Below are 24,862 nucleotides of genomic sequence, written 5' to 3'. Positions count from 1 at the left end.
GCCGTACAGAACAGATCTTGTACGGCCCATACCCTACTCCAGATCGCTGCCGTTGCTGGCAATCACCTGCTGATACCAGTAGAAGGATTTTTTCTTATAGCGGTTGCCGGTGCCGGAGATAGTGTCGTCCAGATCGACATAGATAAAGCCGTAGCGCTTGCTCATTTCGCCGGTGGACATGCTGACCAGGTCGATGCAGCCCCACGGCGTGTAGCCCATCAGCTCGACGCCGTCGTCAATCGCTTCCGCCATCGCTTCAATATGCTGGCGCAGATAGTTGATGCGGTAGTCGTCTTCCACCCGGAAGTTTTCATCCGGCTTATCAATGGCGCCCAGGCCGTTTTCGACAATAAACAGCGGCTTCTGGTAGCGATCGTAGAGCTGATTCAGCCCGATGCGCAGGCCGACAGGATCGATTTCCCAGCCCCAGTCGCTGGCCTCCAGGAACGGGTTACGCGCGCCGCCCAGCAGATTGCCCTGAGCGGATTCCGCTTCCGCGGTTTTATTGATGGTGGTGGACATGTAGTAGCTGAAGCCGATGTAATCCACGGTATGCGCTTTGATTAACGCCATGTCGCCCGGCTGGATATCCAGCGTCACGCCCAGCGATTTCCACAGGCTTTTGGCGTAATAAGGGTAGTCGCCCTTTGCCTGCACGTCGGCGCAGTAGAAGTTAAACGACTGCATCTCTTTCAGCGTGGCCAGCTGATTAAGCGGGTTACAGTCAAAGGCATAGGCGGTAGCGTAGATAATCATGCAGCCAATCTGAATGGCGGGATTGGTTTCGTGCGCGATTTTCACCGCCATGCTGCTGGCGACAAACTGGTTATGCCACGCCTGGAACTTCGCCTGCGGATCCAGCGCGCCGGTTTTTACCGTCAGGCTCTGGCTCATCATCGGGAAATGTACCGCGCTGTTGATCTCGTTAAAGGTCATCCAGTACTTTACTTTCTGGCCGTAGCGTTCCAGCACCGTCCGGGCAAAGCGTTCAAAATGCTCAATGATTTCACGATTTTTCCAGCCGCCGAATTCGGTGGCGAGATGCAGCGGCATTTCATAATGGGAAAGAGTGATAACCGGCTCGATGCCGTGCGCAAGACAGGTAGCAATCACCTCATCATAATGACGCAGGCCCGCTTCGTTGGGCTGCTGCTCAACGCCGTTTGGATAGATGCGGGTCCAGGCAATGGAGAAGCGATAGCACTTAAAGCCCATCTCCTTAAACAGCGCGATATCCTCGCGGAAGCGGTGATAGTGATCGATGCCTTTATGGTTGGGATAGGTGTAGCGGGAAGGGTCGAGGGTGAAATCAAAATCAGGCGAGGAAACGATAGCCAGGCGGGACTTGCCGCCGGGAATGGCGTCCACGATGGAAAGCCCTTTGCCATCCTCGTTGTAGGCGCCTTCTACCTGATTCGCGGCGGTCGCGCCGCCCCACATAAAGCCTTGCGGAAATCTTTCTTTCATTGCATTCATCCTTTTTAAAACGGCAAGTTTTAACGGCAATTGATGACAAGATTTGTACCAGCGACGATTTTAAAGCAAAAGCAGGATGGCAGACAGGAAAGAAGCCGATTAATGCCGTGCGGGCACAATGGTCAGCGCTATGCGTTCTGCCAGCTCCAGCACTTTAAACCAGGTACCGTGATCCTGTAGCAGAGAACGGGAAACGCCCGTGGGCCGTAGCGTTTTTACGCCGAGGCGATCGCCAAAAAGCACGATGGCGCGCGCCGCGTCATCCTGTCTGGATATCCAGAGCAATCCCTGCGCCTGCGGACACTGGCAATAAATAGCTTCGGCCCATTTTCGGGTGGCCGGATAGCAATCTTTTTCGGTATCGATTAGCTGGCTACGCTTCAGGCCGAGCTTGTGTAAAGCCAGGCTGCGTAAATCCACCAGCCTCAGCGCTTCCGTTACCTCAATAACCGAGTGCTGCTGGCCGGTAAACTTTGCCTTGTCCATGCTTTTGAACCCGGCGGTATGCGGAACGTCGTGAAACAGCGTTTCCATCAGCGCGCAGGAAAACGTCGTACCGGCATACAGCGTGGGAATAGCGCGATCTTTCTCATCTTTAATGGGGCTGAATCGCGCATTGCCTTTAAGGCCCGGATTAAACTGCGTCGCTTGATATTTATCCAGATGGATACGGTGTAGCTTTTCACCGGCGTTAAGGAGCGTCAGGGTAACAGCAAGCTCTGCCGTGGGAGCGGGAAGCAGTAAAGCATCGGCAGAGCTAGCCATGTTCAACGCCTTCTACCTCATCTTTCGCTGCTTCTATTACCTGTTCCGGGCTGCTGAGCAACAAATCCTGCGGACGCCTGCCGCCCAGGGCGCTGTTGTCGGCCCGAAACCAGTAGGCCATTCCCCAACCGTCCTTGCTATCGGTGAAGATTTTTATGATTTCCGCCAGCGCCTTACAGGGCCGGAACCCGGTGTCCGCCGCCAGGGCCCAGGCAGGATAGTAATCAATACCGTGATGCTGAATGGTAAAAATCTGCTGCTGTTTTTTCCACTTATGCGGCTGCGCGCTGGGGTTGCGCGCGCTGAACCCGGCCAGCCCGGCCACTTCTGCCGCCGTCAGCCAGTCTCCGCTTTCCAGTACGGCCTTACGGGCCTGGATCAGCATAGCGGCTTCTTTCAGCAGCGTTGGCGAGACCGGCGCCGACGGCAACATGATTTCCGCCAGCCGCTCCAGCGATGACTGCTCCTGACGCTCCCGCAGCACCTCAAGCAAAGAAACGGTCATGTTCATAATGTTTTCCGTTAACGTCTCGACCACGCCCGGCTGTTGATGAACAAAGGTCATGGCCAATACGCGATCGGCCTGAGACTTATTTAAACGGGCCTGGATCTCTTTCGGAGTGCCTACCAGCGTGGCGATACCTGAAGAAACCGGAATGGCGCTCATAGCTTTATCCTTGGTGATGGTAGTTATGATCAATATAACATAACCATCATTACTGACAAGGTCGCTTTTTGAACGGAAACGTAAAGATAAAGCCCCGACGTCAGCGATCGGGGCAACGGATTACAGCGCGACGCGCATCACCTCGTCAGGCGCGGCGGCTTCCTGTTTGCGGGAAGAAGCCTGCTTAACGGAGATATACAACGTCTGACCATCCGGCGACAGCGCAAGGCTGTTTGGATGGGTCGGCGCCTTAAGGGTTTTGACAACTTTATAGGTTTTGCCGTCAATAATGCTGACTTCGCCCGCCTCACGGTGGGTCACATAAATTTCATTGCGCTGCGGATTAAACAGCACCGCCAGCGATTTTGGCACGGCGACCTTCTGTATGACCTTGCCGTCTTCGGTGTTCACCACCAGCAGCTCAGGCTGCTTAGAGTCGGTGATAAAGGCGCGATGCGTGGCCGGATCCAGGCTGATATTCAGAAAGAAGTGCTCGCCCTCTGCCAGCTTCACTTTGCCAAGCACCCTGTTGCTGGCGGTGTCGAAAGTGAAGAGTTCGTTATCGCCGCCGGTGGCGTAAAGGCGGTGCGCGGCGGTGTCCAGCGTCAGGCCGGTAGCGTGCTTGCCTAAGCCCTCCAGCGTATGGCGCAGCGTCAGCTTATCGCCATCCACCACCCAGATGCGGCTCTCTTCGCCCACGCCGCCGATATAAACCGTATTGGTATTTTCATCTACCGCCAGCTCACGCGGCGCCAGCGGACGGAAATTTTCGCTGCGCGGACGCGCATCCAGCACCAGACGTCCTTTTACCTGACCGCTTTTTACATCGATCGCGGTGACCGTGCTGTCCAGCGTGTTGCCGACAAAAAGCGTGTCGGTTTTATTGTTGATTGCCGTACCAAAGGGCTTGAGGTCGTTGTGGATCGCCTGAGTAATGGCCAGGGTCTGCGGATCGAGGCGGTAAACCACGCCGCCCTTATCCAGCTGGCGGCTGCCGGAGGTTGCCACATACAGCGCCTGCTGCGACGGGCTGTAAGCCATTTCATAAGCGCCTTTGGCAACGGGCTGGCGCAGCGGTTCAGCGGTTTCACTGTGGGCGGGGATCGCGGCGGCAAACAGCGCCAGCGTTAACAGGTAGCCTTTTCCACGGCTGAAGGTAGCGTTCATATTCTCTCCATGTAACTGAATGATCAGAGGTAAAGCGGCCCGATGCGCTGTCTTGCGGCGGCGGGCCAAAAATTAGCCCAGCAGCGCCGTGGTCAATCTTGCGGTACAGCAGCGCCTGTCCCTGTCGTCATAGATAGCGATTTCCCAGACCTGCTGGCTTCTGCCCAGATGCAGCGGCTGACACACGCCGCGCACCAGGCCGCCGGTCACGGCGCGATGGTGGCTGGCGTTAATCTCCGTGCCGACCACGCACTGCCCTTCCTGGCTGGTCAAAAAGCCGGCCATCGATCCTAACGTTTCCGCCAGCGCGACCGACGCGCCGCCGTGCAGCAGGCCAAAAGGCTGCTGCGTACGGGCATCGACCGGCATGGTCGCCTCCAGCCTGGCCTCTTCCAGCAGCGTAAAGGTCATGCCCAGATGGGCGACCATCGATCCGTCGCCCATGCGGTTAAGCTCATCCAGACTCAGCTGGCGCTTCCAGATAGATTTTGTCATTACGCCCCCAGCGTGCTGCCACCGTCGATCACAATATCCTGCATCGTGATATGGCTGGCTTGATCGGACGCAAGGAACAGGATGGTGCTGGCGACCTCCTCTGGCCGGGCGATTTTGCCCAGCGGAATACCGACTTTAAACTGCTCCGCGAAGCCGCGAATGCGCTGCTGCTCGGCATCCGGGCTTTTCCACAGCGTGCGCTGCATATCGGTATCGGTCGAGCCTGGCGACACCAGGTTGCAGCGCACGCCGAAAGAGGCCAGCTCCAGGCCAACCGTCAGGCTGAGGCTGCGCAGCGCCGCTTTCGACGCGCCGTAGGCCGACATGCCGATGCGCGGACAGTGCGCAGCGTCCGACGCCACGGTGACGATAGCGCCGCCGCGCTGCTCGCGGAACCACGGCATGGTCTGCTGGAACAGGTTAAACGCGCCGCCGACGTTGACGGCCATCACCGCTTCCCAGTCCGCCACGTCCAGCTCATCCGTCGCGCCCATCCGCAGAATGCCCGCGCCGTTGACCAGCACGTCCAGTCGCGGCGTTTCCGGCCGCAGCCGTTGGCATACCGCTTTTACCTGCTGCGCGTCGGCCACGTTCAGCTCCACGGTCTGAAACGGGTAATCGGCCTGCGGGAAAGCGAGATCCAGCCCGACTACCGTCGCGCCCGCCTCGTGAAAGGCCAGCGCGGTGGCATAGCCAATGCCTTTACCGGCACCGGTTACCCAGATATGTTTATTGGTAAAATCGAGGCTCATGCGCGCTCCCGCGACAGCAGACGCCACCAGGCCGCCAGCGTCGGCTCTTTCGCCAGCATCACAAAATCGATATCGACGTAAACTTTACGCCAGCGCGCCGCCAGCGCCATCATGCGCACCGAATCCAGGCCGTAATCGATCAGGTTCTCATCCTCTTCCGGCGTTTCGTCCTCATCCAGCATCGGTTGCACCAGCGCGCGCAGCTGCGCCATGCTCAGCGGCACCGGCAGCAGATCTTCCGTCAGCACCACTTTCCCGGCGCGACCGGCGGTGTATTTCAGCGCCATCAGGTGCTCGTCGCGGCTGAAGTCAGCCAGCGCATCCGCCACCATAAAGGGCTGGATATCCCGCATAAAGGCATCGATAGCGGTGGTCAGGCAGCCGATATGCGCGTACACGCCGCAGATAATCAGCTGGTCGCGGCCGGTCTCTTTCAGGTGCTGCTCCAGCGGCGAGCGATGGAAGGCGCTGTAGCGCCATTTCACCAGCACTTCGTCACCCTCTTCCGGCGCCAGTTCGGCTACGACTTTCTGCTGCTCCGGATGTTTATTCAGCCCCGGCCCCCACATATCGTTCAGCAGCGCGCGGTCTTTATCGCTTTGATGATTAGGCTGCGCCGTGTAGTAAACCGGAATGCCGTTCTGGCGGCAGTATTCACGCAGCGCGGCGATATTGCTGATGACCTGTTTGATCATCGGGCAGTCTTCGCCCCAGAAATTAATAAAATAGTTCTGCATATCGTGGATCAGCAGCGCGCCCCTGGCGGGTTCAAACGTCCATTTGACCTTGTTTTCTGGCAGGTCGGCGGCGGCAGGCAGCGCATAGGCTTTCAGTGCAGGAATAGTCATTTTTTCTCCGGAATTCAGTTGGTCTGGCTGGCGGCCAGCTGTTGACGCAGGCGTTTTTTATCCACTTTACCGACGGGCGTCAGCGGCAGTTCGTCAACGGTTTCAATACGATCGGGCAGCTTGTAGTCCGCCACGCCAAGCTCGCGCAGATAGCGGCGGATCTCTACGGCGCGCACGGGACGTTTGCCCACGATAAAGGCGCAGCTTTTTTCGCCCAGCAGGCTGTCCTCCATCGAAACCAGCGCAACGTGCAGAATGGCCTCGTGGCGTAACAGCAGGTTTTCGATCTCTTCAGCGGCAATTTTCTCGCCGCCGCGATTGATCTGATCTTTTTCGCGGCCCTGCACGCAGATATAGCCGTCCGGCGTAATGGAGACCAGGTCGCCGGAACAATAGAAGCCGTTGGCGTCAAAGGCCTGCGCGTTGTGCTCCGGGCTGCGGTAATAGCCGCGGAAGGTGTACGGGCCGCGCGTCATCAGCCGTCCGGTTTCGCCCTGCGGCAGCGGATTGCCCTGCTCGTCCGCGACCCAGACCTCATCGTCCGGGCTCATCGGCGTGCCCTGCGTCGAGAAGATGTGCCACTCGTCGTCGGTCAGCTGCGTATAGTTGACCAGCCCTTCCGCCATGCCGAAGACCTGTTGCAGCCGGCAGCCAATTTCTGCCGGAATGCGTGCCGCCAGCGCTTCGCTTAAGCGCGCGCCGCCCACCTGCAACAGCTGGAGCGAGCCAAGCGCCCGATTGCTGCCCCACTCCTGAATCGCCTGTAGCCAGAGGCTGACCGCTGGCGGCACCAGCGCCGTCGCCGTAATCTGGTGTTTTTCAATCAGCGGGAAACAAAGGTTGGCGCTCGGATCGCCTGCCAGCACCACCAGGCCGCCGCCATAAAACACGCCGAAGGCGCCCGGCGAACTGAGCGGATAGTTGTGCGCGGCGGGCAAAGCGCAGAGATAGCGGGTTTTTTCGTTAAAGCAACAGACTTCCACGCTGCGGCGGATGCTGTAGTAGTAGTCGTTATGGGTACGCGGGATCAGCTTGGGCGTGCCGGTACTGCCGCCGGAAAGCTGGAAAAAAGCGACTTCGTCAGCGGCGGAAGGCGCAGCGACAAACTCGCCTTGCGCCTCGTCAATTAAGGCCGCAAGCGAGGTATCGTCCTCACGAGCGTTGCGCAGCACCACCTCACGCAGCGACGGATAGCGCTGGCGCAGCGGTTGCAGATAGTCGTCGGTGGCGAACAGCGCGTGCTGACGATCGGCGATCAGCAAAGCAGGCTCAATCTGGCTGGCGTAGGCGTCCAGCTCCTGGCGCTGATGGCTGAACAGCGCGTTGACCGGCGCCACGCCGAGCTTAAGCAGTGCAAACAGCACGATATAGAATTCAGCCACGTTGCCCAGCTGCACCAGCGCGGTATCGCCGCACTTCAGGCCGCGACGCTGTAAGGCCGCCGCCAGACGGGTGCTGGCGCGCTCAAGTTGCTGATAGCTGTATTTACGGTCGCCTTCGATCAGCGCCGTTGCCGCGCTGTTGGCGTGGCGAGTCAAAATATCCGTTAGCGGCAGATCCAGCCAGTAGCCTTTTTCACGGTAGCGAGCCGCAAAATCGTCGGGCCAGCGGGAATAGGAAATCGTCATAAAATAGCCTTATTGCAGTCCAAATACGTGCAGCATGGTGCTGAGCTTGACGCCGGTTTCGCGCCATTCCGATTCCGGCGAAGAGGCCGGAACGATGCCCGCGCCGGCGAACAGGCGAATGTTTTTTCCGGCCAGCGTGCCGCAGCGAATGGTCACCACCCATTCGCCGTTGCCTTCGTCATCGCACCAGCCGACGATGCCGCCGAACAGCTCGCGGTTAAACGGCTCCAGCTTTTCAATCCACTCGCAAGCGGCAGCGTGCGGATAACCGCTCAGCGCGGGCGTAGGATGCAGCAGGCAGGCGAGCGACAGCGCCGTTTCCTCAGCCGCTGCGGCTTTGCCTTCAATCGCGGTAGCAAGGTGCCACAGCGTCGAAGTGGTGATCAGCTCCGGCTTGTCCGGCACCGCCAGAGAGCGGCTGCGCGGTTTCAGCACGTCGTACATGGCGCTGGTCACCAGGCGGTGCTCGTAGCGATCTTTTTGCGAGTACATCAGCTTTTCGCCTACCGCAAGATCGCGCGATTTGTCGCTGCGATCGCGTCTGGCCGAGCCCGCCAGCGGCAGCGAAGTATAGGTTTCGCCCGACTTACGCAGCAGCAGCTCCGGGCTGGCGCCCAGCAGCGTGCTGCCGTCGGCCAGCGGAACATGGAAGTGATAGCTGCCAGGGTTGAGCGCAATCAGGCGATCCATTAACGCCGTAGCCTGCACCGGCTCGGCGGTAGTGATATCGATCAGACGCGAGAGCACCACTTTATCCAGGCCAGGCTGGGCGGTCGCTTCCGCTGCTTTCGCCACCATCTCCATAAATTCAGCCTGTTCAGGAATGTTCTGGCGCGCGGTAATTACCGGCTCTACGGCAGAGCTCGCCTGCTGCGCCGACTCTGGCTGCTGCTGGCGGGAGAATGCCTCATGACGCTCAGGAATAAATAGCGCGGAAGGCTGGCGCGTATCAAAGGGGATGGCGCCAACCATCACCGGGCGCGTAATCCCTTTGGCCCTGGCCGCGGCAAAGGCGCTGCGTACCTGCTGCTGGAAAGCGCCCTGCAGGTTGTCGCCGTCGGCGGCGGGACAGGTAATTTCGGCAAAGCGACCAGTGGTGATAAAGCTTTTCCACGGCGATGCGAAGAAAAAGCTCTCAGATGAGAGAGAAACTGATGGTTTAACTGCATCAGCGCAAAGCGTCTCCATAACGGCCTCCAGCCACAACGATAAAAAGTATAATAATGATTATCATTTGCATTATTACCGCGTAACTTTAAGTAAATTCTTTGTGATGTCAAGCAACGTTTCGCAGTTTAAAACAGTGCAAAACACCACGCCGCGACCGGGCGCAACGTTTGCGCCGTTATTAGCATCATTTGGCAGCATTACCTGCCGCCAGGGCAGGCAAGGAAGGACTAAAACCCGATGTTATTCAGTTACGCTTTCTCCCGGCGAAGCGGGCGCGGGCTGGCGATAGCGTCGGAGCGAACCGAAGGCGGCGGCCAGCACCAGGCTGACGATGGCCAGCCCCAGGCCGCTGCTGCTGGCGGCGGTGGCGGGCAGCATCACCGTGGTCATCGCGCCCAGCAGCAGCGCGCCCAGCGAGTCACCCATCACGTTTTGCGCCGTCCACAGGCCGTTGATACGGCCCAGCATTGCGTCCGGCGTCAGCGTCTGGATCAGCGTGTATTGCAGCAGCGCGCTCAGGGCGCTCAGGTAGCCGAACAGCATCAGACAGAGCGCGCCCGCCTCCCAGTAAGGCATCAGGCCGCACAGCCCTACCGCGACGAAAGCGGCGACGGCGGTGAAAAGCATCACCTTGCCCGGACGCGGATGCTGTGCCAGATTGCCGCTGGTCAGCGCGCCTGCGGCCGCGCCGAGCGGTACGGCAGCATAGAGAAAGCCGATCTGCTGCGCGCTCAGCTCCCAGCGAATAGCCAGCGCCGGATAAAGCACGCGTACCGCCGTCGCCATGGTCAGCAGCGCGCCCACCAGCGCCACGCCGCCGATCAGACGATGGCCGAGCAGAAAGGTAAAGCCTTCCGCCAGCGACCGTAGCGGCCTGGCGTGCGACTGCGGCGGCGGCGGCAACGACGGCAGACGCAGCAGCGGGATCAGCGTAATAAAGGTGCCCGCCGCCGCCAGCGCGAAGTTCCAGAATACGCCGCCCGCCGCGAGCAGCACGCCGCCCACCATCGGCGAGATCACCGCACCCAGCCTGACCGTGAGCATGGTGATCGCCCCGGCCTGCATCAGGTTTTCACGGCCCACCAGCGCGGGCGTGGCGGCAAGCAGCGCCGTCACGCCGATGGCGCCGAAAAAGCCGTCCCAGATGCCCAGCAGGTAGATGGCGGTCAGCGACGGGGACGGCATGGCGGCATTGACGCACAGGCCGATAAAGCCCAGCCCGCAGGTCGATCGCGCGAACAGGATCAGCCGCCGACGCTCGTGGCGATCCGCCAGCACGCCGCCCAGCATCAAACCGGTAAACAGGGCCGCGCCGGTCAGCGTGACCGCCAGGCTTACCTGCCAGGCAGAACCGGTCAGCTGCTGGATCTGCACCGGCACGCCGACGCCAAGCAGGCCCAGCGCCAGGATAGAGATAAAGCGGGCGATAAACACCGCCCGAAAATCAGGGTGCGTCTTCAGCAGGCTGAGGCTGAGCATAAAGGTCTGTTTTTTCATTGTGTTGCCTGATCCAGCAGTTGGTTAAGGCGTGGGCCGATATGGGTAAACGCCTCTGCCGAAATAATATCCACATGCGCGCATTCCACCGGGAAGGTTTGCAGCGCGTCGAGCCATGGCGCCCACGCGGTGTGCGCATCCTGCCCCGGCTTCAGCGTTTTCTGCGCGACGAACAGCGTGGCTTCCCCGACGAAGCGGCGGCTTTTCGCGGTCGCCAGCAGCCTGACCGCATCGCCGTAGTTGCCTTCGATAGCGCCAAACAGCGCCTGGCTGGCCGAGGCCGCCAGCGACTCGCGCAGCGACGCCTGGGCGGCCATAAAGGCTTCACGCTCGCGGTCGATTTCCGCCAGCACTTCGGCATCCAGCTGGTTATTCTGTGACCAGTTTTGCGTTTCCGGCGGCCAGGTATCCAGCAGCCCCAGGAAGGCGACTTTTTCGCCCTGCGCCTGCAGGCGCGCCGCGATAGCGTGCGCCAGCGTGCCGCCCAGCGAATAGCCCAGCAGATAGTAAGGGCCGTGCGGCTGCTGCTCGCGCAGCGTGGCCAGATGCCGCTCGCAAAGCTCATCAAGATTTTCCGCCTGCCGCATTGGCCCGTGCGGGCGCGGCGACTGAATGCCGATCAGCGACCAGCGCGCGTCCAGATAGCGTTGCAGAATGCTGAATTGCCAGGCGAAGCCGGAGGCCGGATGGAAGCAAAACAGCGTGGGGCCGTGCGAACGCCGCAGCGGCAGGATGGTTTCCATGCCCGCGCGGCTCGCCTCTTCTTCGCTCTGCCGCGTCAGCTTTTCCGCCAGCGCGCCGACGGTGGACGCCACCATAATCAGCCCCGGCGTCACCGGTCTGTCGAGACGGCGACGCAGATCGACCGCCAGCCGCATCGCCAGCAGCGAATGGCCACCGAGGGCAAAGAAGTCATCATTAACCGAGCGGATCTCGCAGTCCAGCAGGCGGGCAAAGGCTTCGGCCACCACGGTTTCCACACCCTCTGCCGGCGCGCGACCTGCGGCGTGGGCCAGCTGTGGCAGCGGCAGCGCCTTGCGATCCAGCTTGCCGTTGGCGCTTAGCGGGAAAGCCGCCAGCTGCACCAGCACCACCGGCACCATGTGCGCGGGCAGGCGATCGCTAAGCTGCTCGCGTAGCGCGGCCGTATCCAGTTCGCCGGACGCGGCTACCACGTAGCCCACCAGCTGCCGTTGATCGCCGCCGCCCGCGCTGGCGTTGCCGAGCACGCAGGCATGGGTAACCGCCTGCGCCACATTATCCAGCGACAGCAGCGCCTGATCGATCTCGCCCAGCTCGATCCTCTGCCCACGGATCTTAAGCTGATCGTCGCTGCGGCCCAGATATTCCACCGCGCCGTTCTCCAGCCAGCGCGCCACGTCGCCGGTGCGGTACATTCTTGCGCCCTCGCCTTCCGGATCGGCAATAAAACGGCTGGCGGTCAAATCGGCTCGCGCCAGATAGCCCTGCGCCAGCTGCACGCCGGTCAGATAGAGATCGCCCGCAATGCCCGGCGGCACCGGCTGCATATTGCCATCCAGGATGCGCAGCCCGGTGTTCCAGACCGGATAGCCAATCGGCACGCTTGCGCCCGTTACGTTGGCCAACGCTTCGCCGTAGGCCGGATACCAGCTCACATCCACCGCCGCTTCGGTCGGGCCATAAAGATTGTGCAGCGGCACGGCCGTTTTGTCCTGCCACTGGCGACAGAGATCGGTCGGCAGCGCCTCGCCGCTACAGAATACCCGCCGTAAAGAAGCACAGTGGGCCACGGCCTCGTCATCGGTTAACGCGGTGACAAACGCCGCCAGCATGGAAGGAACGAAGTGCGTAGTTGTGACACCGTAACGGCTGAGCAGCGCCTGGAGCGCCTGCGGATCGCGATGCGCTTCCGGCGGCGCCATCACCAGCTGCGCGCCGGTCAGAAACGGCCAGAAAAATTCCCAGACCGAGACGTCAAAACTGCACGGCGTCTTTTGCAGCACTACATCGTCGGTAGTCAATCGATAGTGGTCCTGCATCCACAGCAGGCGGTTTACGATCGCCTGCTGGCCGACCATGACGCCTTTTGGCCGTCCGGTTGAGCCGGAGGTATAAATCACATAGGCGGTATGGTGCGGGAGTGACAGATCCTGAGCAGGCGCAAGATCCACTGTCGGCAGCGGCTGGTGGTAGCAGAAGCTTTGCAGATTTTCGAGCTGCGCAAAGCGGCCCAGCTGTTCTTCGGTGGTGATTAACAGACGCGGGTTAGCATCTTCCAGCATCATGCTCAGCCGATCGGTCGGATAGCCGGTATCCAGCGGCAGCCAGGCGGCGCCCAGCTCCACAATGGCCTGTAGGGCAAGCGACAAAAATACCGAACGCGGCAGCGCCACGGCCACGATGTCGCCCGCCTGCACGCCTCGCTTTTGTAGCGCCTGAGCCAGCGCCGTTACCTGCTGACGCATCTCGCGGTAGGTAAAACTATGCTGGTCATCCGCCAGCGCGTCCGCGTCCGGGGTGCGCTGCGCCTGCGCCATAATCAGGCTGCTCAGCGTGGTTTGCGGCACCTCGATCGCCGTATCGTTAATCTGCCGCAGCCGCTTTTCCTCACGCGGGTGCAGCAGCGTCGCCTGCGCGCAGGACAGCGTCGGATGGCCCGCGAACTGGCTAAGCAGCAGCGGCAGGCGGGCAAGATGCTCACGCAGCGTTTCCGCCTGATAGCGCTCCGCGTTCGCCAGGATTTCCAGCGAGAAGTTGCCCTCTTCGTCCGGGTAGAGCGCGATTTCCAGATCGCGTACCGGGCCGGAAGCCCGCTGGTGGGTCACGCCTTCGATACCGGCAAAATCCAGCCGGTAGTCAAACATTTTCAGGTTAATGACCGGGCCGAACAGCGGCTCGCTCAGCTGGCCGATATCCCTTTGGATTTGCTCCGCGTCGTAGCGCTGATGGCGACGCGCTTTTTTTAACTGCTGCTGCAGCGCCTCCGCCAGCTGTGGCAACGTGGCCTGAGGATCGAGCCGTATCGCCATCGGCAGCACGTTGAGCACCGGCCCGGTGGCGCTCAGCGCGGCCGATCCCAGGCGGCGCATAAAGATAAAGCCCGCGCTGTATTCCGCCCGCGCGCTGAGGCGGCCCAGCCACACCGCAACCAGCGCCAGCGCCAGTTCCGACGCGCTGAGCTGGCTTTGCGCCCGCAGCTCGCGGAAATCTTCGCGGCTCAGCTGCAAATGCTGACGAATAAGATGCGTGGTGGCGCTTTGTCCGTTCAGCGGCAGCGGCGACAGGCTGGCGGGCATCGGCAGCTGGCTCGCCTGCTCTTTCCAGAAGGCGGCATCGCGCTGGCGGGTCGCGGAGGCGCTATAGCGATCGTACTCCTCCACCACGTCGCTGAAAGGGACGAAAGGCGAAGGCTTCGGCTCGCTGCCGGTGCAAAGCGCAGTATAAATCTCCGCAATGCGACGAGTGATGGCGGTAAAGCTGAAGCCGTCCACCACCAGATGATGAAAACGCTGATACCAGTACCAGCGGCTTTCGCTCAGGCGAAAAAGAATATGACGGTAGATCGGACTGCCGCTGCTGATGCGCAAATCCTGATCCAGATCCTGCTGCATACGCGCCAGCGCCGCCGCTGCGGGATCGGCCTCGTGGCGCAGATCGACGCACTCCGGCAGGGTAAAGTCAGCGTCGGCATCGACCCACTGCATCGGCACGCCGTCCCTTTCGGTAAAGCGCATCCGCAGCGTGTCCGCCTCCTGCATCCCGCGCACCACGGCCTGGCGCAGCAGCGGCTCATTCAAAGCGCCCTTCAGCTCCACATAGTGCGCCACGCTCCAGGCATTTACCTGTGACGAAAGCTGTTCCGCCATCCAGATACCGGACTGCGCCGCTACCAGCGGCATCATTTGCTGCTGCACTTTATGCATCAGCGCCTCGCTCATTTCACTTTTCACGCTGTGACTCCCGCCGCAAAATGGGCCGGGGTCAGCGTTTGCCAGCGCGCCAGCCAGTCGTTGCATTCGTGCTGCGTCGCCGGGCCATACGCCGGCTGCCAGCCAGCGGGCCGGGCGCAGTGGGCTGGCCACAGGCTGTAGCCCAGATGATTTTGCAGCACGAAAAACGGCCCCTCAGGGCGATCGAAAGGATTACTCTGTTCCATCGGAAACTCCGGATTTAGCAGGGACAGACTGCCACAGCGTGGTCAGCCCGTTAATCAGGCCGCCTCGCCAGCACAGCGCGTCGTGGCCGCCGTCAACAAGGCGATAGTGCAGCGTCGGGCAGGCCCGTTGCAGCAGCGGATAAATGCGCTGGTTAGCCTGCAAAACGACAGGTTCGCGCAGGCCCGCTTCCAGATAAATGCGCAGCGGCGCAACGCTGAGCCGGCCCTGCATCAGCTGCTCTGTCAGCCAGCCGTCCTCGCCGGTGCGCTGGCGATGCGGCCACCAGAAAGAGCCGGACTGGCTGAGCGCGCAGCCGAAACGCTGCGGCCAGTGCAGCGCGGCATAGAGGGCGGAAAGACCGCCGAAGCTCTGTCCGGCCACCACGGTGGTCACCGGATCGTCGCGCCAGCGCGCGTGCTGCGCAAGCAGCGGCAGCAGCTCTTCCTGGACCGCCAGCCAGAAGTCGGGATTGCAGGTCAGCTCCTCGCCGCGATGCTGCGTGTCGATGGCATCAATCAGCAGATAAACCGCCTGTGGCAGCTGACCGCGATCGGTTTGCGCCTGCAGTGCAGACCAGACCGGCATCTGCTCCGCCCAGAACTGGCCATCCAGCAGCACGGCCAGCGGGCGCTGTTCCGGCTGGCTTTCGCCAGTGGTGAAAAGCCATACCCGCCGCTGATTGCCCAGCCTTTTGCTTTCCCACGTCAGGCAGCACGGCGCAGCGAACTCAACGCGCTCTGTCCAACCCGGCTGCACAGGCGCCTGCGGCAGATGCAGCGCGGAGACGGGATGGCCGCGTCCGCCTCGCCAGCTGGTATGGGGATTAAGCGGATCGGCTATCGCCTGCGGCAGCAGCCTGCGCCAGCCTTCGCGCAGCGCCGCGCGGTCCGGCGGACTTTGCAGCGCCTCGGGGGGAAAATCATTTTCGTTTACGGAAGGGATAAAGCAGTAGCTGCCTCGCCAGCCCGCATTTAGCCGAACCTGCCACTGCCAGATAGCCGTGCCGCTGATGCGTTGCAGGCTTTGCGGCGCGCGCTGCTGGTGATGATCGGTGACGCCGGTGATATAAATCCATACCCGGCGCACCGGCGAAGTCTGTTCCGTTCCGGCGGGATCCCGCCAGTAAAAGGTGACGGTGCAGATGTCACCTTCCGTCACGACCGCTGGCGACCCCAGGCTCAGCTTGTGCTGCCAGCTCGCCTGCGCGTCGCTATCCCAACCGCCTGTCATATCATCATCTTCCATCATTAGTGCCATGAAAACAGGAACTGCAAGGCGTCGATTTTATTGATAATGGTTTTCATTTGCAATAAGAAATCATCACGTTTTTCAGACCGTCGAGACGTACCGCTTGGTCTTAACCCGCAGAAAAGATAAGGAAAAAAGGAAGCGACCACGGAAAAAACAGGCTGTCGATAACCTATCGGCGCGGCCAGCCTGGCGAAAAAAACGAGGGGGAGAAAAGCGGTAACGGCGCCGTTAATCATTAACGGCGCTTATTAAGGGTGGGATCAGGAAGAAGAAACGGGATCGTGCAGCCGCTGGCGCTTGCGAAGGCTCGGGAACCAGGCCATCCACAGGCCGACCACGATCAGCGTGCCAATACCGCCGACTGCCGCCGCCGGCGCCGCGCCCAGCCAGGCTGCCAGCATCCCCGACTCAAATTCACCAAGCTGATTAGAGGTATTAATAAAAATAGAGTTAACCGCGCTGACGCGTCCGCGCATCTCATCCGGCGTATCCAGCTGCACCAGCGAGCCGCGGATCACCATACTGACCATATCGAACCCGCCCAGCGCAAACAGCGCCAGCAGCGACAGCCACAGCTCTTCAGAGAGCGCAAACACCAGCGTCGCCACGCCGAAACCGGCTACGGAGGCAAACATGATTTTACCGACGTTGCGCTCCAGCGAACGACGGCTGAGCCAGAAGCCGACCAGCAGGCCGCCAACCGCTGGCGCGCCGCGCAGCAGGCCCAGCCCCCACGGCCCGGTATGCAGAATATCTTTGGCGAAAATGGGCAGCAGCGCCGTCGCCCCGCCCAGCAGTACCGCAAACAGATCCAGCGAAATGACGCCCAGCACGTCCGGCCGGTTACGGATAAATTTCACCCCGGCAAAGACGCTGGCGAAGGTGGCGGGCGTGCGCGGCGGCGGCGCATGGTCGTAGCGCAGGCGGCTGACCATCACGACGGAGATAAGATAGAGTACGCCAGTGGTGATATAGACCGCCTGCGGCCCGGCAACGTATAAAAAGCCGCCGAGCGCCGGGCCAAGCATGGAAGCCGTTTGCATCGATGCGGCGTTGGCGGCCGTCGCCCGCGCCAGTATTGAGGGCGGCACCAGCGCGGGCAGCATGGACTGCAGCGACGGCGCCTCTAACGTTTTGGCGATGGAAAGCACGAAAATCAGCGCCAGGATCACCAGCTCGTTGGTCAGGTGCATCAGCGTCAGCACCGCCAGCGCGGCAATCGCCAGCAGTTCGGTAAACTGCCCCAGTAATACGACGCGACGACGGTCAAACTGATCGGCAACGTGCCCTGCCGGCAAGGCCAGCACCACCGCCGGCAGAAACTGCGCCAGCCCGATTAAGCCTAAATCGAAGGCGCGGCCGGTAAGCGCATAAATCTGCCAGCCGACCGCGATAGAGAGCATCTGAAAACCGAAACTGGAGCTGGTGCGGGCCAGCCAGAAAGCGACAAAAGAGCGATGGTGAAACAGCGATTCCGACCCGGCGGAAGTAGGCGATTGCATGGTGATTTCCGGTTATTTTTTTGACAGCGCCAAATCCTGAGCGGCCGGCTCCTGCCGGGGCGCATATTTCCACAGCCAGCGTCCGCTGGTCATGCGGCGGTAGAAGAAGATACCACGGACAATCCAGTCCAGAAACATGCCCAGCCAGATCCCCACCACGCCAAAGCCGAGTACCACGCCCAGTCCGTAGCCCGCCACAATGCGGCATCCCCACATGCCCAACAGCGAAACCCACATGGTAAACCTGGCGTCGCGCGCGCCCTTCAGCCCCGCCGGTAAAACCCAGGATGCGGCCCAGAACGGCATAAACAGCGCGTTCAGCCAGATCAGGATTTTGACCACGTGGATAACCTCCTCGTCGCGGGTATAAAACGAAGCCAGAATGCCCGCAAAAGGCACCGTCAACGCCGCCAGCGCGCACAGCCCGATGGTTGAAAGCCAAAAAATATGCCGCAGCTGCCTTTCCGGCTGCTTCAGCTGTCCTTTGCCCAGGCGGGTGCCGACAATAATGGTTGAGGCGGAGCCAAGGGAGTTGCCCGGCAGGTTGATCATCGAGGCAATGGAAAAGGCGATAAAGTTACCGGCGATCACGTCGGTGCCCATTCCCGCGACAAAAACCTGCGTCAGCAGCTTGCCGCCGTTGAACAGCACCGATTCAATACTGGCGGGCACGCCGATGCTCAGCACCTCCATCAGGATATTGGTGTTGAGCCGGGTGAAATAGCTTTTCAGCGTGATTTTCAGGCGCGGATTGAAGCCGATAGCCAGCACATAAATTACCGCCGCCGCGCCGATATAGCGGGCGATAGTCAGCCCCAGTCCGGCACCGACAAAGCCCATCCCTTTCCAGGAGAAACAGCCGTAGATCAGCACCGTACTGAAAATAATATTCAGGATATTCATGCCGCCGTTAATCAGCATGGGGATCTTGGTATTGCCCGCGCCACGCAGCGCGCCGCAGCCAATCAGCGCAATCGCGGCGGCCGGATAGCTCCAGGCGGTGATATTGAGATAGATCAGCGCCATCTCTTTTACACGCGGTTCTGCGTTACCGGCGATAAGATTGATGATCCACTCGCCGTAAAACTCAATGCCTATTGCCAGCAGCACGGCGAAAATAGTCATCAGCACCAGCGACTGGCGGGCGGCCGCCTGGGCCCGTTCGCGGTTAAGCTTGCCCAGGCTGAAGGCGACCACCACCGTGGTACCCAGATCGATAGCGGCGAAAAAAGCGATGATGACCATATTAAAACTGTCGGCCAGCCCGACGCCCGCCATCGCCTCCTTGCCCAGCCAGCTCACCAGGAAAGTGCTCAGCACGCCCATCAACAGCACGCAAAGGTTCTCAAAAAAGATCGGTACCGCCAGCGGCGTGATTTCTCGCCAGAACAGAACCCGATAAGAACGTCTTTTAGGATACCAGGGCGTACGCCTGATGGCCTCTAACGGAGAAATACGGAATATTTGCAAAGTGCTGCCTGCCAGAAATGGAGAAGACTCTACTGATGATGGTAAAAGGCGCTCTGATATGCAAAGTCTTTTCCGGAGAAAAGTGATTTTCCCCTGCGGATAGCGCCGTGCCCTGTACGATCGAAAAAGGCGATCGTCGATCGCCTTTTTTGGTTCTCCAGCCCTGGCTACTGCGCTTTAGGCTCGCCCAGCGCCTTGAGCCTTTTGGAAAGCTCACGACGCTCTTTGGAAAGATCGGCGTTTTTGATGATGTAATCGTCAACGCGATCTTCGTAATCGCTGCGCATGCTGCTGATAATTTCCTGAATGGCTTCGACGCTCATGCCGGGCTTGATATATTCACTCAGGTTATCCAGCAGCAGCACGCGTTTCTGGTTGTCGCGGATTTTCTTTTCAATATCGTGGATTTCACGCTGCAGCTTGTTCTTACGACGGAACATCCGCACAAACTCCAGTACGTCCTGAAAGGATTGCTTTGCATTTTCCATGGAAACACCTTCTGTTCAGGCCTGCAAGGCAGGCATTATTATCATTGCGCTCAGCGTAGCGGCGAACCGCTGTCGAGGCGATTAGTTGTAGAGTCGGACTGGCGTTATCTTAGCGCGAACCGGCGCTTTTCGCAGTAAGTTGTTATTAATCGTTTATTTACGCAGCACCAGACGCATCAGATCCGACAGCCTTTCCAGCTGCGCGGCCATCTCCAGACTCAGCCAGACGTAGCCGTGGATCGGCGTTTCCACCAGCTCGTCGCTGTTGGAGGCTTTGATCAGCTGCCGCAGCTCGCGGGTGATTTCCGCCAGCTCCGCGCTGTTGGCGGAGATTTGGTCCGTGCTGCCCGCCACTATCGCATTTGACAGCGCGCGCAGCGTATTTTCCGTCATCTGCTGGGTGCGCCTCAGCGTAGGCGCGTTCAGCATTATCAGGTGGCTTTCGCGAGAGGACCACCAGGCGTTCAGCTGCAGCTCCAGCGTGCAGACCATATTGCGGTTCAGCGTCTGAATACCTTCAAAAACCGAACGCGGAATACGCGTTTCCTTGCTGGCGGGATCGATCAGCGACCGCATTTTCACCACGCCGGTCAGCAGCCGCTGCAGGGGGCGCGTCAGCCGAGGCTTGTCCACCAGGTTAGGTGAACAGCCGGCATGGTAAATTTTAGCGGTTTCCAGCAGGGAATCGGAAAGCTTGATGCGCCAGTGGGTATAGGCCTTTTGCGGATAAATGCTGGTAAAAAACAGCGCCAGCACCGAACCCAGGATCACGTCGCCGCCTCGCCACAGCGCCATGGTCATATCGCCCGGCGCGCCGCCGCAGATCACCGCCAGCGTAATGCCGATCAGCAGCGCCATATAAGGGTGCTTGCCCAGCGTCAGAAAACCGCATAAAAACATCACCAGCGTGCACCAGGCCAGCATTACCGGCAGCGACCACAGCTCCAGCCAGAGCGCAATCAGCCCCGAAACCGAGCCGAATATCGTACCGCCGATGCGCTGGATCGCACGCGGAAAGACGTTACCCCAGGAGGAAATCGGCCCCATCACCACCACCAGCGTAATCAGCGGCCAGCTGCCTTCCGGGATAGAGAACAGGCGGATCAGCAGAAACGTCAGCACGAACGCCAGCGCGATGCGAATGCCGTGCACCGTGCGATAGTTACGATAGAGGGTGAATTCAAAGGCCGATAGCGGCTTGTCGGGACGCAAAACTTTCTCCAGGGGCGGGCTATTTTCCGGCATCATACCCTGCCCTGCGGGGCTTCGCCCGCTTTTTTGCGTATTGCCGTCTCACGATAACAGTGGTGCAACAGCAGCTCAACAAACAGGCAAAATGGCGACCCGTTGCGGATCGCCATCAGGGGTTACAGCTTGCGTTTGATGTAGTCGGTAATGCGGGTAATCACGCCCGCTTTTTCCACCGGTTTCAGCGTAACCAACGGGTAAGAGGCCAGCTCTTTGTCGCCATCCACCAGCTGGATAGTCCCGACCTGCTCATGCAGCTTCAGCGGCGCCTCAAGATCCTTGCGGTCAATGACGTACCTGGCCTTGATTTTTTTGACGTCTTCACGAGGCAAGGAGAGATAAACATCTTTATCGCTGCCTACGGCTATCTGATGCGGATTGCCGTACCAGACATTCTCATGGCCGATCTCTTTACCAGCATGGAACAGCTGCACGGTATCAAAATTGTTCTGTCCCCAGATCAGCAGCTTGCGCGCCTGCTCTTCGCGCCCTTTAGGGCTTTTACCGCCCATGATCACGGCGATCAGTCGGCGCTGGCCGTCCACGCTGGAGGCAATGATATTGAAACCCGCGCTTTCGGTGTGGCCGGTCTTCAGGCCGTCGACGTGCAGCGTTTTATCCCATAACAAACCGTTACGATTCTGCTGGGTAATACCGTTCCACGTCAGCGATTTCTCACTGTACATCTGATAAAAATCCGGCTCGCCGGAGATAATGGCGCGTGACAGCTTAGCCAGATCGCCAGCCGTGGTGTACTGTCCCGGCGCATCCAGGCCGTGGACCGTTTCAAAATGGGTGTTTTTAAGGCCAAGCTTAACCACATACTGGTTCATCTGCCCGACAAAAGCGGCCTGGCTGCCCGCCACATAATCCGCCAGCGCCACGCAGGCGTCGTTACCGGAATCAATGATGACGCCGCGGCTCAGATCGCGTACCGAGACTTTCTCGCCGGGCTTAAGAAACATCAGCGAAGACCCTTTAAACACGGGATTACCGGCGGCCCAGGCATCTTTACCCACGGTGACCATGTCGTCGCGGCTGATGCGTTTGCTGTCGATAGCACGATCCACCACGTAGCCCGTCATCAGCTTGGTCAGGCTGGCCGGATTACGGCGTTCGTCGGCATTGCCCTGCGTCAGCACCTGACCGGTCGTGGCGTCCATCAGCACCCAGGAAGCGGCGTCGATAGCGGGCGCGGTCAGGGGAAAAGCTAAGGGGTTATCTTCAGCATGGGCTACGGCGACCACGGCCAGAACCAGGCTGATACTTGCAAGCTGACGCTTCTTCAACGGTAAATCCTCAATAGACTGGAAAAAAACAGCCTGTTGTACGGGATCCGCCGTCGTAACGTATTAAAAAAGTGCAAGAAAATATTAATTCATTTCACCATGCCATTCTGGTGAATTTTCCATCATTACTAAAATTAAATCAGGATGGTTATTGCCCCTAAACATGATACATTTTTATTATTACCTGAAATGATATTTACAAGAGTGAATAATACCCACGCACTAAAATGTGTTTAATTGAAATTAACGCCCTGGGCTCTACTAATCCGCAGGCGTAAGCAGGCATATTCCTCTCAATTAATTTCAATAAATTTATTTATTACAACCATTATTATTTTCATGTGAAAAAACTAAAGAGAAATTTAGAAAACACAGGTTGCAATATCGATCGTTACTTAATAAAACAACTAACATTGCTCCTTTATATATACGGTGAAGACGTTTAAATGACCTGCATTGTGTAATCAAAAAAAATGAGATAGAATAACCTCCTTTATTAACTAAAAAGCTAGGTACCTTATGAAACCTACCTTTAGATGGCTAAATAAAAAGCGACATGAAGTTATAATAGAACAAAACTTTCTGTCCACACTTCAGGCTTTCCGCCCTGACCTGGAACTTTATAAAATAAAAGAAATCATACTGGATAGTGATAAGTACTTTTCTTCTTATCCTGATGTTCTTGAAGCAGGCGCTTGTGCTGTAGATCACTATTATAACCATGGTGAAAAAGAGGGGCGAGTTTTCTATGCGCCCAAAATCTCAGAGAGACATGTGGCATCTCAATTGACAGAAGGAAAAAAGGTTTATATTTCAGACATGCAGCCTGATAACGGTATATTCCTTTATCGCGTCCTGTTTCGTATGGTAAATGAGCCAGAATCTTTAAATGTACCCTACCATTCAAAAATAACGGATCTTGTAGCAGCCATTTTCTCAGCTCGTGAGGTTGTCTTTATCAGGCCAGTCCATAGCGAAAAAAACATTTACCTGTATACGCTTTGTTATTATTTAAATGTCAAAATCACATTTGATATTGATGACCTTATGCTCCCCGAATATGTAGATGAAAAAGGCGGAATTCGCTCAGGCTTAGCTAATTACAATACATTACGCACAGATTTAGTTTTAAATTCTGCTGCACTTATCAGAGCAGATGAGCTAACCTGTACAACGCAAAAGATTGCCGATACATACAAATCCTCCATAAAGAAATACACAATCATTAAAAATAAACTACCAAAAAGTTACTTTAATAATGCAAGAAGAAGCGATAAAAATGCTAACATCAAAGCTGAATTAAAACTAAAGATTTTATATCTTTCCGGTACTGCAACACACCTTAAAGATTATAGTATTATTAGTGGTGTATTGACAAAATTAGCGCAAAAACACCCAGGAAAATTTGAAATAAATTTCATGGGCCAATTAAAGGATCAGTCATTGCTTTTTCGTTCATTGAACATTGCATCCACACATATCCGTTATGAACACTTTCAAAAAATGCTGGATATTATTGGCGAGCACCACGTTGTGCTTGTACCATTAGAGAACAGTGAATTTAATAATGCTAAATCAAATATTAAATTTATTGAGGCCGCTTCTCAGGGAGTCCCTGTTATCGCTTCTACAGCTACTGAATTTGTGAACACGATTGAGGATGACAACGACGGTTGGCTGTGCAGTAATGAACAAGAATGGTACGATCGGCTTGCATACTTAATAGCAAATCCGGAAAGAACTTTTGAAACCGGTATGAAAGCTTACCATAATGCCTTAGCGAATTTTTCTTTATAGCTACAGGTCGTATAAAAGCAAGGAGTTAAAATGAAAAGAAACATTATAGCTAATTTTTCTGAATATGACCCACTAAGTCAGTCTACAGATCATGTATTATATTTGCCACTCAATTCATCTCATTATAACATGGCAAAGATCATGGCTGAAAACAGCAGGTTTACATCTTTCATTTACTATGATGGATATCAGAATACTCCATCAGAAGAAAGCCACTCATATAGATTGGTAAACAATGCTGTAACTGTTTCTGCTATGCTTCCTGCTTTTAATAAACTCGTTTGCTTTATTCCCCACATTAGTATTAATGCGCCAGAAATTTATAAAAAAATAATCAGAACAGCAATAGATAGCAACATAGCAATTTATGAAGTACCGCACGGTCTTTTTCAAACCGGCTATAATCTTATTGATGACGCTGCCACTTTAGACATAACATCTTACTACGATGGTATAGGCATCAATCTTCCTCCCATAACAAGAAACCGCGTAAAATGGTATGGCGAGGACGGAATTGGTTATCCTCCAACGATGAAGAAAAATCTATTTAAAAAACGTATACTACCCTCTTTTACATTAATTAGCAGTAATACAAACTGGTATTTGTACTCATTAGAAGATAAGCGTAAATTTTATAGCTCTGTATTTTCCTTTGCTAAGAAAAATTCTAATCATATGTTTATCTGGTCTCCGCATCCTGCAGAATTAAATGCTGACACTTATACTTCTGCTTTACGTGAGCATCTCCCGGAAAACATTCATATATATGGCATTAAGGAAGATATCTATTTTCATGGTCTGGACTGCACAGATGATCTTATCCCCTATTGCGAATACGGAATATCTACCCTTTCAACCTGTCTGCTTAACTATGAGATTTATAAAAAGGGAGTAAATATTTTCACCTGTGAAGGCACTCATAATATCATCAATTCATTAAATGAATTTCATTATTTTAGCAGTGACGACCAGTTAACTTCGAAACCCAAAATTTTAAAGACAGGATTTTTGCAGGACTATAACCCTGAGAGGTTTGACAAATTTTTAAGTCAGCCTGCCAGCCCAAACACGGTTATAAATCCGGGCTACTGCAACCTCCTTTTATAAAATTAAATCTCTCTGTAGAACAAGCAAAGAGTTTTTACCACAATAACTCTTTGCTATGAAAATAATGATATTGCAAATTTTTCCTTGATAAGTTAATTTTCATATA

At 57.1% G+C, this 24,862-nt stretch carries 20 protein-coding genes; 2 read left to right on the top strand and 18 right to left on the bottom strand.

Going from position 1 to position 24,862, the window contains the following annotated elements; genetic code table 11:
• Positions 1 to 33 precede the first annotated feature (33 nt).
• The 18 genes from ACMGEE_RS12190 to dacD all read right to left on the bottom strand — a co-directional run bounded on the left by ACMGEE_RS12190 (position 34) and on the right by dacD (position 21,852).
• Complete coding sequence (locus tag ACMGEE_RS12190; protein WP_436830101.1) at positions 34 to 1,467, bottom strand: glycoside hydrolase family 1 protein; 1,434 nt, start codon at positions 1,465 to 1,467, stop codon at positions 34 to 36.
• A 108-nt stretch (positions 1,468 to 1,575) separates the two neighbouring features.
• A complete protein-coding gene (locus ACMGEE_RS12185) occupies positions 1,576 to 2,241 on the bottom strand; it encodes an RES family NAD+ phosphorylase (RefSeq protein ID WP_253460248.1) in 666 nt (221 codons plus the stop codon).
• Positions 2,234 to 2,908 carry an antitoxin Xre/MbcA/ParS toxin-binding domain-containing protein gene (locus tag ACMGEE_RS12180; protein ID WP_253460245.1) on the bottom strand — a complete coding sequence of 225 codons (675 nt, stop codon included), beginning with the start codon at positions 2,906 to 2,908 and terminating at the stop codon, positions 2,234 to 2,236. The genes ACMGEE_RS12185 and ACMGEE_RS12180 overlap by 8 nt, the downstream gene beginning before the upstream one ends.
• A 120-nt stretch (positions 2,909 to 3,028) precedes the next feature.
• Positions 3,029 to 4,075 (bottom strand): 7-bladed beta-propeller protein YncE, encoded by a 1,047-nt coding sequence (gene yncE, locus ACMGEE_RS12175; RefSeq protein WP_436830100.1) that lies wholly within the window; start codon positions 4,073 to 4,075, stop codon positions 3,029 to 3,031.
• A 72-nt stretch (positions 4,076 to 4,147) separates the two neighbouring features.
• Complete coding sequence (locus ACMGEE_RS12170) at positions 4,148 to 4,570, bottom strand: hotdog fold thioesterase (RefSeq protein ID WP_253460240.1); 423 nt, start codon at positions 4,568 to 4,570, stop codon at positions 4,148 to 4,150.
• On the bottom strand, positions 4,570 to 5,322 hold the full coding sequence (gene dhbA / locus ACMGEE_RS12165) for a 2,3-dihydro-2,3-dihydroxybenzoate dehydrogenase (RefSeq protein WP_253460237.1): 753 nt from the start codon (positions 5,320 to 5,322) through the stop codon (positions 4,570 to 4,572). Before dhbA ends, ACMGEE_RS12170 begins: the two co-directional genes overlap by 1 nt.
• Positions 5,319 to 6,170: an isochorismatase family protein gene (locus tag ACMGEE_RS12160; RefSeq protein ID WP_436830099.1), complete on the bottom strand. Its 852-nt coding sequence runs from the start codon at positions 6,168 to 6,170 to the stop codon at positions 5,319 to 5,321. The genes dhbA and ACMGEE_RS12160 overlap by 4 nt, the downstream gene beginning before the upstream one ends.
• A gap of 14 nt (positions 6,171 to 6,184) precedes the next feature.
• On the bottom strand, positions 6,185 to 7,798 hold the full coding sequence (locus ACMGEE_RS12155) for a (2,3-dihydroxybenzoyl)adenylate synthase (RefSeq protein WP_394148461.1): 1,614 nt from the start codon (positions 7,796 to 7,798) through the stop codon (positions 6,185 to 6,187).
• A gap of 9 nt (positions 7,799 to 7,807) precedes the next feature.
• Complete coding sequence (locus tag ACMGEE_RS12150) at positions 7,808 to 8,986, bottom strand: isochorismate synthase (RefSeq protein ID WP_436830098.1); 1,179 nt, start codon at positions 8,984 to 8,986, stop codon at positions 7,808 to 7,810.
• A gap of 222 nt (positions 8,987 to 9,208) precedes the next feature.
• Positions 9,209 to 10,465: an enterobactin transporter EntS gene (gene entS, locus ACMGEE_RS12145; RefSeq protein WP_253460226.1), complete on the bottom strand. Its 1,257-nt coding sequence runs from the start codon at positions 10,463 to 10,465 to the stop codon at positions 9,209 to 9,211.
• Positions 10,462 to 14,385 (bottom strand): enterobactin synthase subunit F, encoded by a 3,924-nt coding sequence (locus ACMGEE_RS12140; RefSeq protein ID WP_436830158.1) that lies wholly within the window; start codon positions 14,383 to 14,385, stop codon positions 10,462 to 10,464. The genes entS and ACMGEE_RS12140 overlap by 4 nt, the downstream gene beginning before the upstream one ends.
• Before the next feature lie 8 nt (positions 14,386 to 14,393).
• Positions 14,394 to 14,603 carry an MbtH family protein gene (locus ACMGEE_RS12135; RefSeq protein WP_125288080.1) on the bottom strand — a complete coding sequence of 70 codons (210 nt, stop codon included), beginning with the start codon at positions 14,601 to 14,603 and terminating at the stop codon, positions 14,394 to 14,396.
• Positions 14,590 to 15,834 (bottom strand): enterochelin esterase, encoded by a 1,245-nt coding sequence (fes, locus tag ACMGEE_RS12130; protein ID WP_436830097.1) that lies wholly within the window; start codon positions 15,832 to 15,834, stop codon positions 14,590 to 14,592. Before fes ends, ACMGEE_RS12135 begins: the two co-directional genes overlap by 14 nt.
• Before the next feature lie 281 nt (positions 15,835 to 16,115).
• On the bottom strand, positions 16,116 to 17,357 hold the full coding sequence (locus ACMGEE_RS12125) for an MFS transporter (RefSeq protein WP_253460220.1): 1,242 nt from the start codon (positions 17,355 to 17,357) through the stop codon (positions 16,116 to 16,118).
• Between the two features lie 12 nt (positions 17,358 to 17,369).
• Positions 17,370 to 18,827, bottom strand: coding sequence for an EmmdR/YeeO family multidrug/toxin efflux MATE transporter (locus tag ACMGEE_RS12120; protein ID WP_253460217.1), 1,458 nt, complete (start codon positions 18,825 to 18,827; stop codon positions 17,370 to 17,372).
• Between the two features lie 167 nt (positions 18,828 to 18,994).
• Positions 18,995 to 19,315 (bottom strand): DUF496 family protein, encoded by a 321-nt coding sequence (locus ACMGEE_RS12115; protein ID WP_253460215.1) that lies wholly within the window; start codon positions 19,313 to 19,315, stop codon positions 18,995 to 18,997.
• A 153-nt stretch (positions 19,316 to 19,468) separates the two neighbouring features.
• Positions 19,469 to 20,527 carry an FUSC family protein gene (locus ACMGEE_RS12110; RefSeq protein WP_370734462.1) on the bottom strand — a complete coding sequence of 353 codons (1,059 nt, stop codon included), beginning with the start codon at positions 20,525 to 20,527 and terminating at the stop codon, positions 19,469 to 19,471.
• A gap of 155 nt (positions 20,528 to 20,682) precedes the next feature.
• Complete coding sequence (dacD, locus tag ACMGEE_RS12105; RefSeq protein ID WP_436830096.1) at positions 20,683 to 21,852, bottom strand: serine-type D-Ala-D-Ala carboxypeptidase DacD; 1,170 nt, start codon at positions 21,850 to 21,852, stop codon at positions 20,683 to 20,685.
• A 519-nt stretch (positions 21,853 to 22,371) separates the two neighbouring features.
• Here dacD and ACMGEE_RS12100 point away from each other — a divergent pair.
• Both ACMGEE_RS12100 and ACMGEE_RS12095 read left to right on the top strand, forming a co-directional pair.
• Positions 22,372 to 23,649 (top strand): glycosyltransferase, encoded by a 1,278-nt coding sequence (locus ACMGEE_RS12100; protein ID WP_436830095.1) that lies wholly within the window; start codon positions 22,372 to 22,374, stop codon positions 23,647 to 23,649.
• Between the two features lie 30 nt (positions 23,650 to 23,679).
• Positions 23,680 to 24,756, top strand: coding sequence for a hypothetical protein (locus ACMGEE_RS12095; protein WP_436830094.1), 1,077 nt, complete (start codon positions 23,680 to 23,682; stop codon positions 24,754 to 24,756).
• The last annotated feature ends 106 nt before the right edge of the window (positions 24,757 to 24,862 follow it).

This window comes from Erwinia artemisiae (assembly GCF_051400835.1).
Taxonomy (GTDB): domain Bacteria; phylum Pseudomonadota; class Gammaproteobacteria; order Enterobacterales; family Enterobacteriaceae; genus Erwinia; species Erwinia aeris.
The sequence above is the reverse complement of the archived record's forward strand: the minus strand, read 5'-3'. Positions and strand labels throughout refer to the sequence as shown.

Bases quoted from the DNA above. Each gene is read 5' to 3' on its own strand.
- ACMGEE_RS12160 (WP_436830099.1), bottom strand. From the start codon at position 6,170: ATGACTATTCCTGCACTGAAAGCCTATGCGCTGCCTGCCGCCGCCGAC.
- ACMGEE_RS12100 (WP_436830095.1), top strand. From the start codon at position 22,372: ATGAAACCTACCTTTAGATGGCTAAATAAAAAGCGACATGAAGTTATA.
- ACMGEE_RS12095 (WP_436830094.1), top strand. From the start codon at position 23,680: ATGAAAAGAAACATTATAGCTAATTTTTCTGAATATGACCCACTAAGT.
- ACMGEE_RS12170 (WP_253460240.1), bottom strand. From the start codon at position 4,570: ATGACAAAATCTATCTGGAAGCGCCAGCTGAGTCTGGATGAGCTTAAC.
- yncE (WP_436830100.1), bottom strand. From the start codon at position 4,075: ATGAACGCTACCTTCAGCCGTGGAAAAGGCTACCTGTTAACGCTGGCG.
- ACMGEE_RS12115 (WP_253460215.1), bottom strand. From the start codon at position 19,315: ATGGAAAATGCAAAGCAATCCTTTCAGGACGTACTGGAGTTTGTGCGG.
- ACMGEE_RS12125 (WP_253460220.1), bottom strand. From the start codon at position 17,357: ATGCAATCGCCTACTTCCGCCGGGTCGGAATCGCTGTTTCACCATCGC.
- entS (WP_253460226.1), bottom strand. From the start codon at position 10,465: ATGAAAAAACAGACCTTTATGCTCAGCCTCAGCCTGCTGAAGACGCAC.
- ACMGEE_RS12155 (WP_394148461.1), bottom strand. From the start codon at position 7,798: ATGACGATTTCCTATTCCCGCTGGCCCGACGATTTTGCGGCTCGCTAC.
- ACMGEE_RS12190 (WP_436830101.1), bottom strand. From the start codon at position 1,467: ATGAAAGAAAGATTTCCGCAAGGCTTTATGTGGGGCGGCGCGACCGCC.
- ACMGEE_RS12135 (WP_125288080.1), bottom strand. From the start codon at position 14,603: ATGGAACAGAGTAATCCTTTCGATCGCCCTGAGGGGCCGTTTTTCGTG.
- ACMGEE_RS12140 (WP_436830158.1), bottom strand. From the start codon at position 14,385: ATGAGCGAGGCGCTGATGCATAAAGTGCAGCAGCAAATGATGCCGCTG.
- ACMGEE_RS12180 (WP_253460245.1), bottom strand. From the start codon at position 2,908: ATGAGCGCCATTCCGGTTTCTTCAGGTATCGCCACGCTGGTAGGCACT.
- ACMGEE_RS12150 (WP_436830098.1), bottom strand. From the start codon at position 8,986: ATGGAGACGCTTTGCGCTGATGCAGTTAAACCATCAGTTTCTCTCTCA.
- dhbA (WP_253460237.1), bottom strand. From the start codon at position 5,322: ATGAGCCTCGATTTTACCAATAAACATATCTGGGTAACCGGTGCCGGT.
- fes (WP_436830097.1), bottom strand. From the start codon at position 15,834: ATGACAGGCGGTTGGGATAGCGACGCGCAGGCGAGCTGGCAGCACAAG.
- ACMGEE_RS12185 (WP_253460248.1), bottom strand. From the start codon at position 2,241: ATGGCTAGCTCTGCCGATGCTTTACTGCTTCCCGCTCCCACGGCAGAG.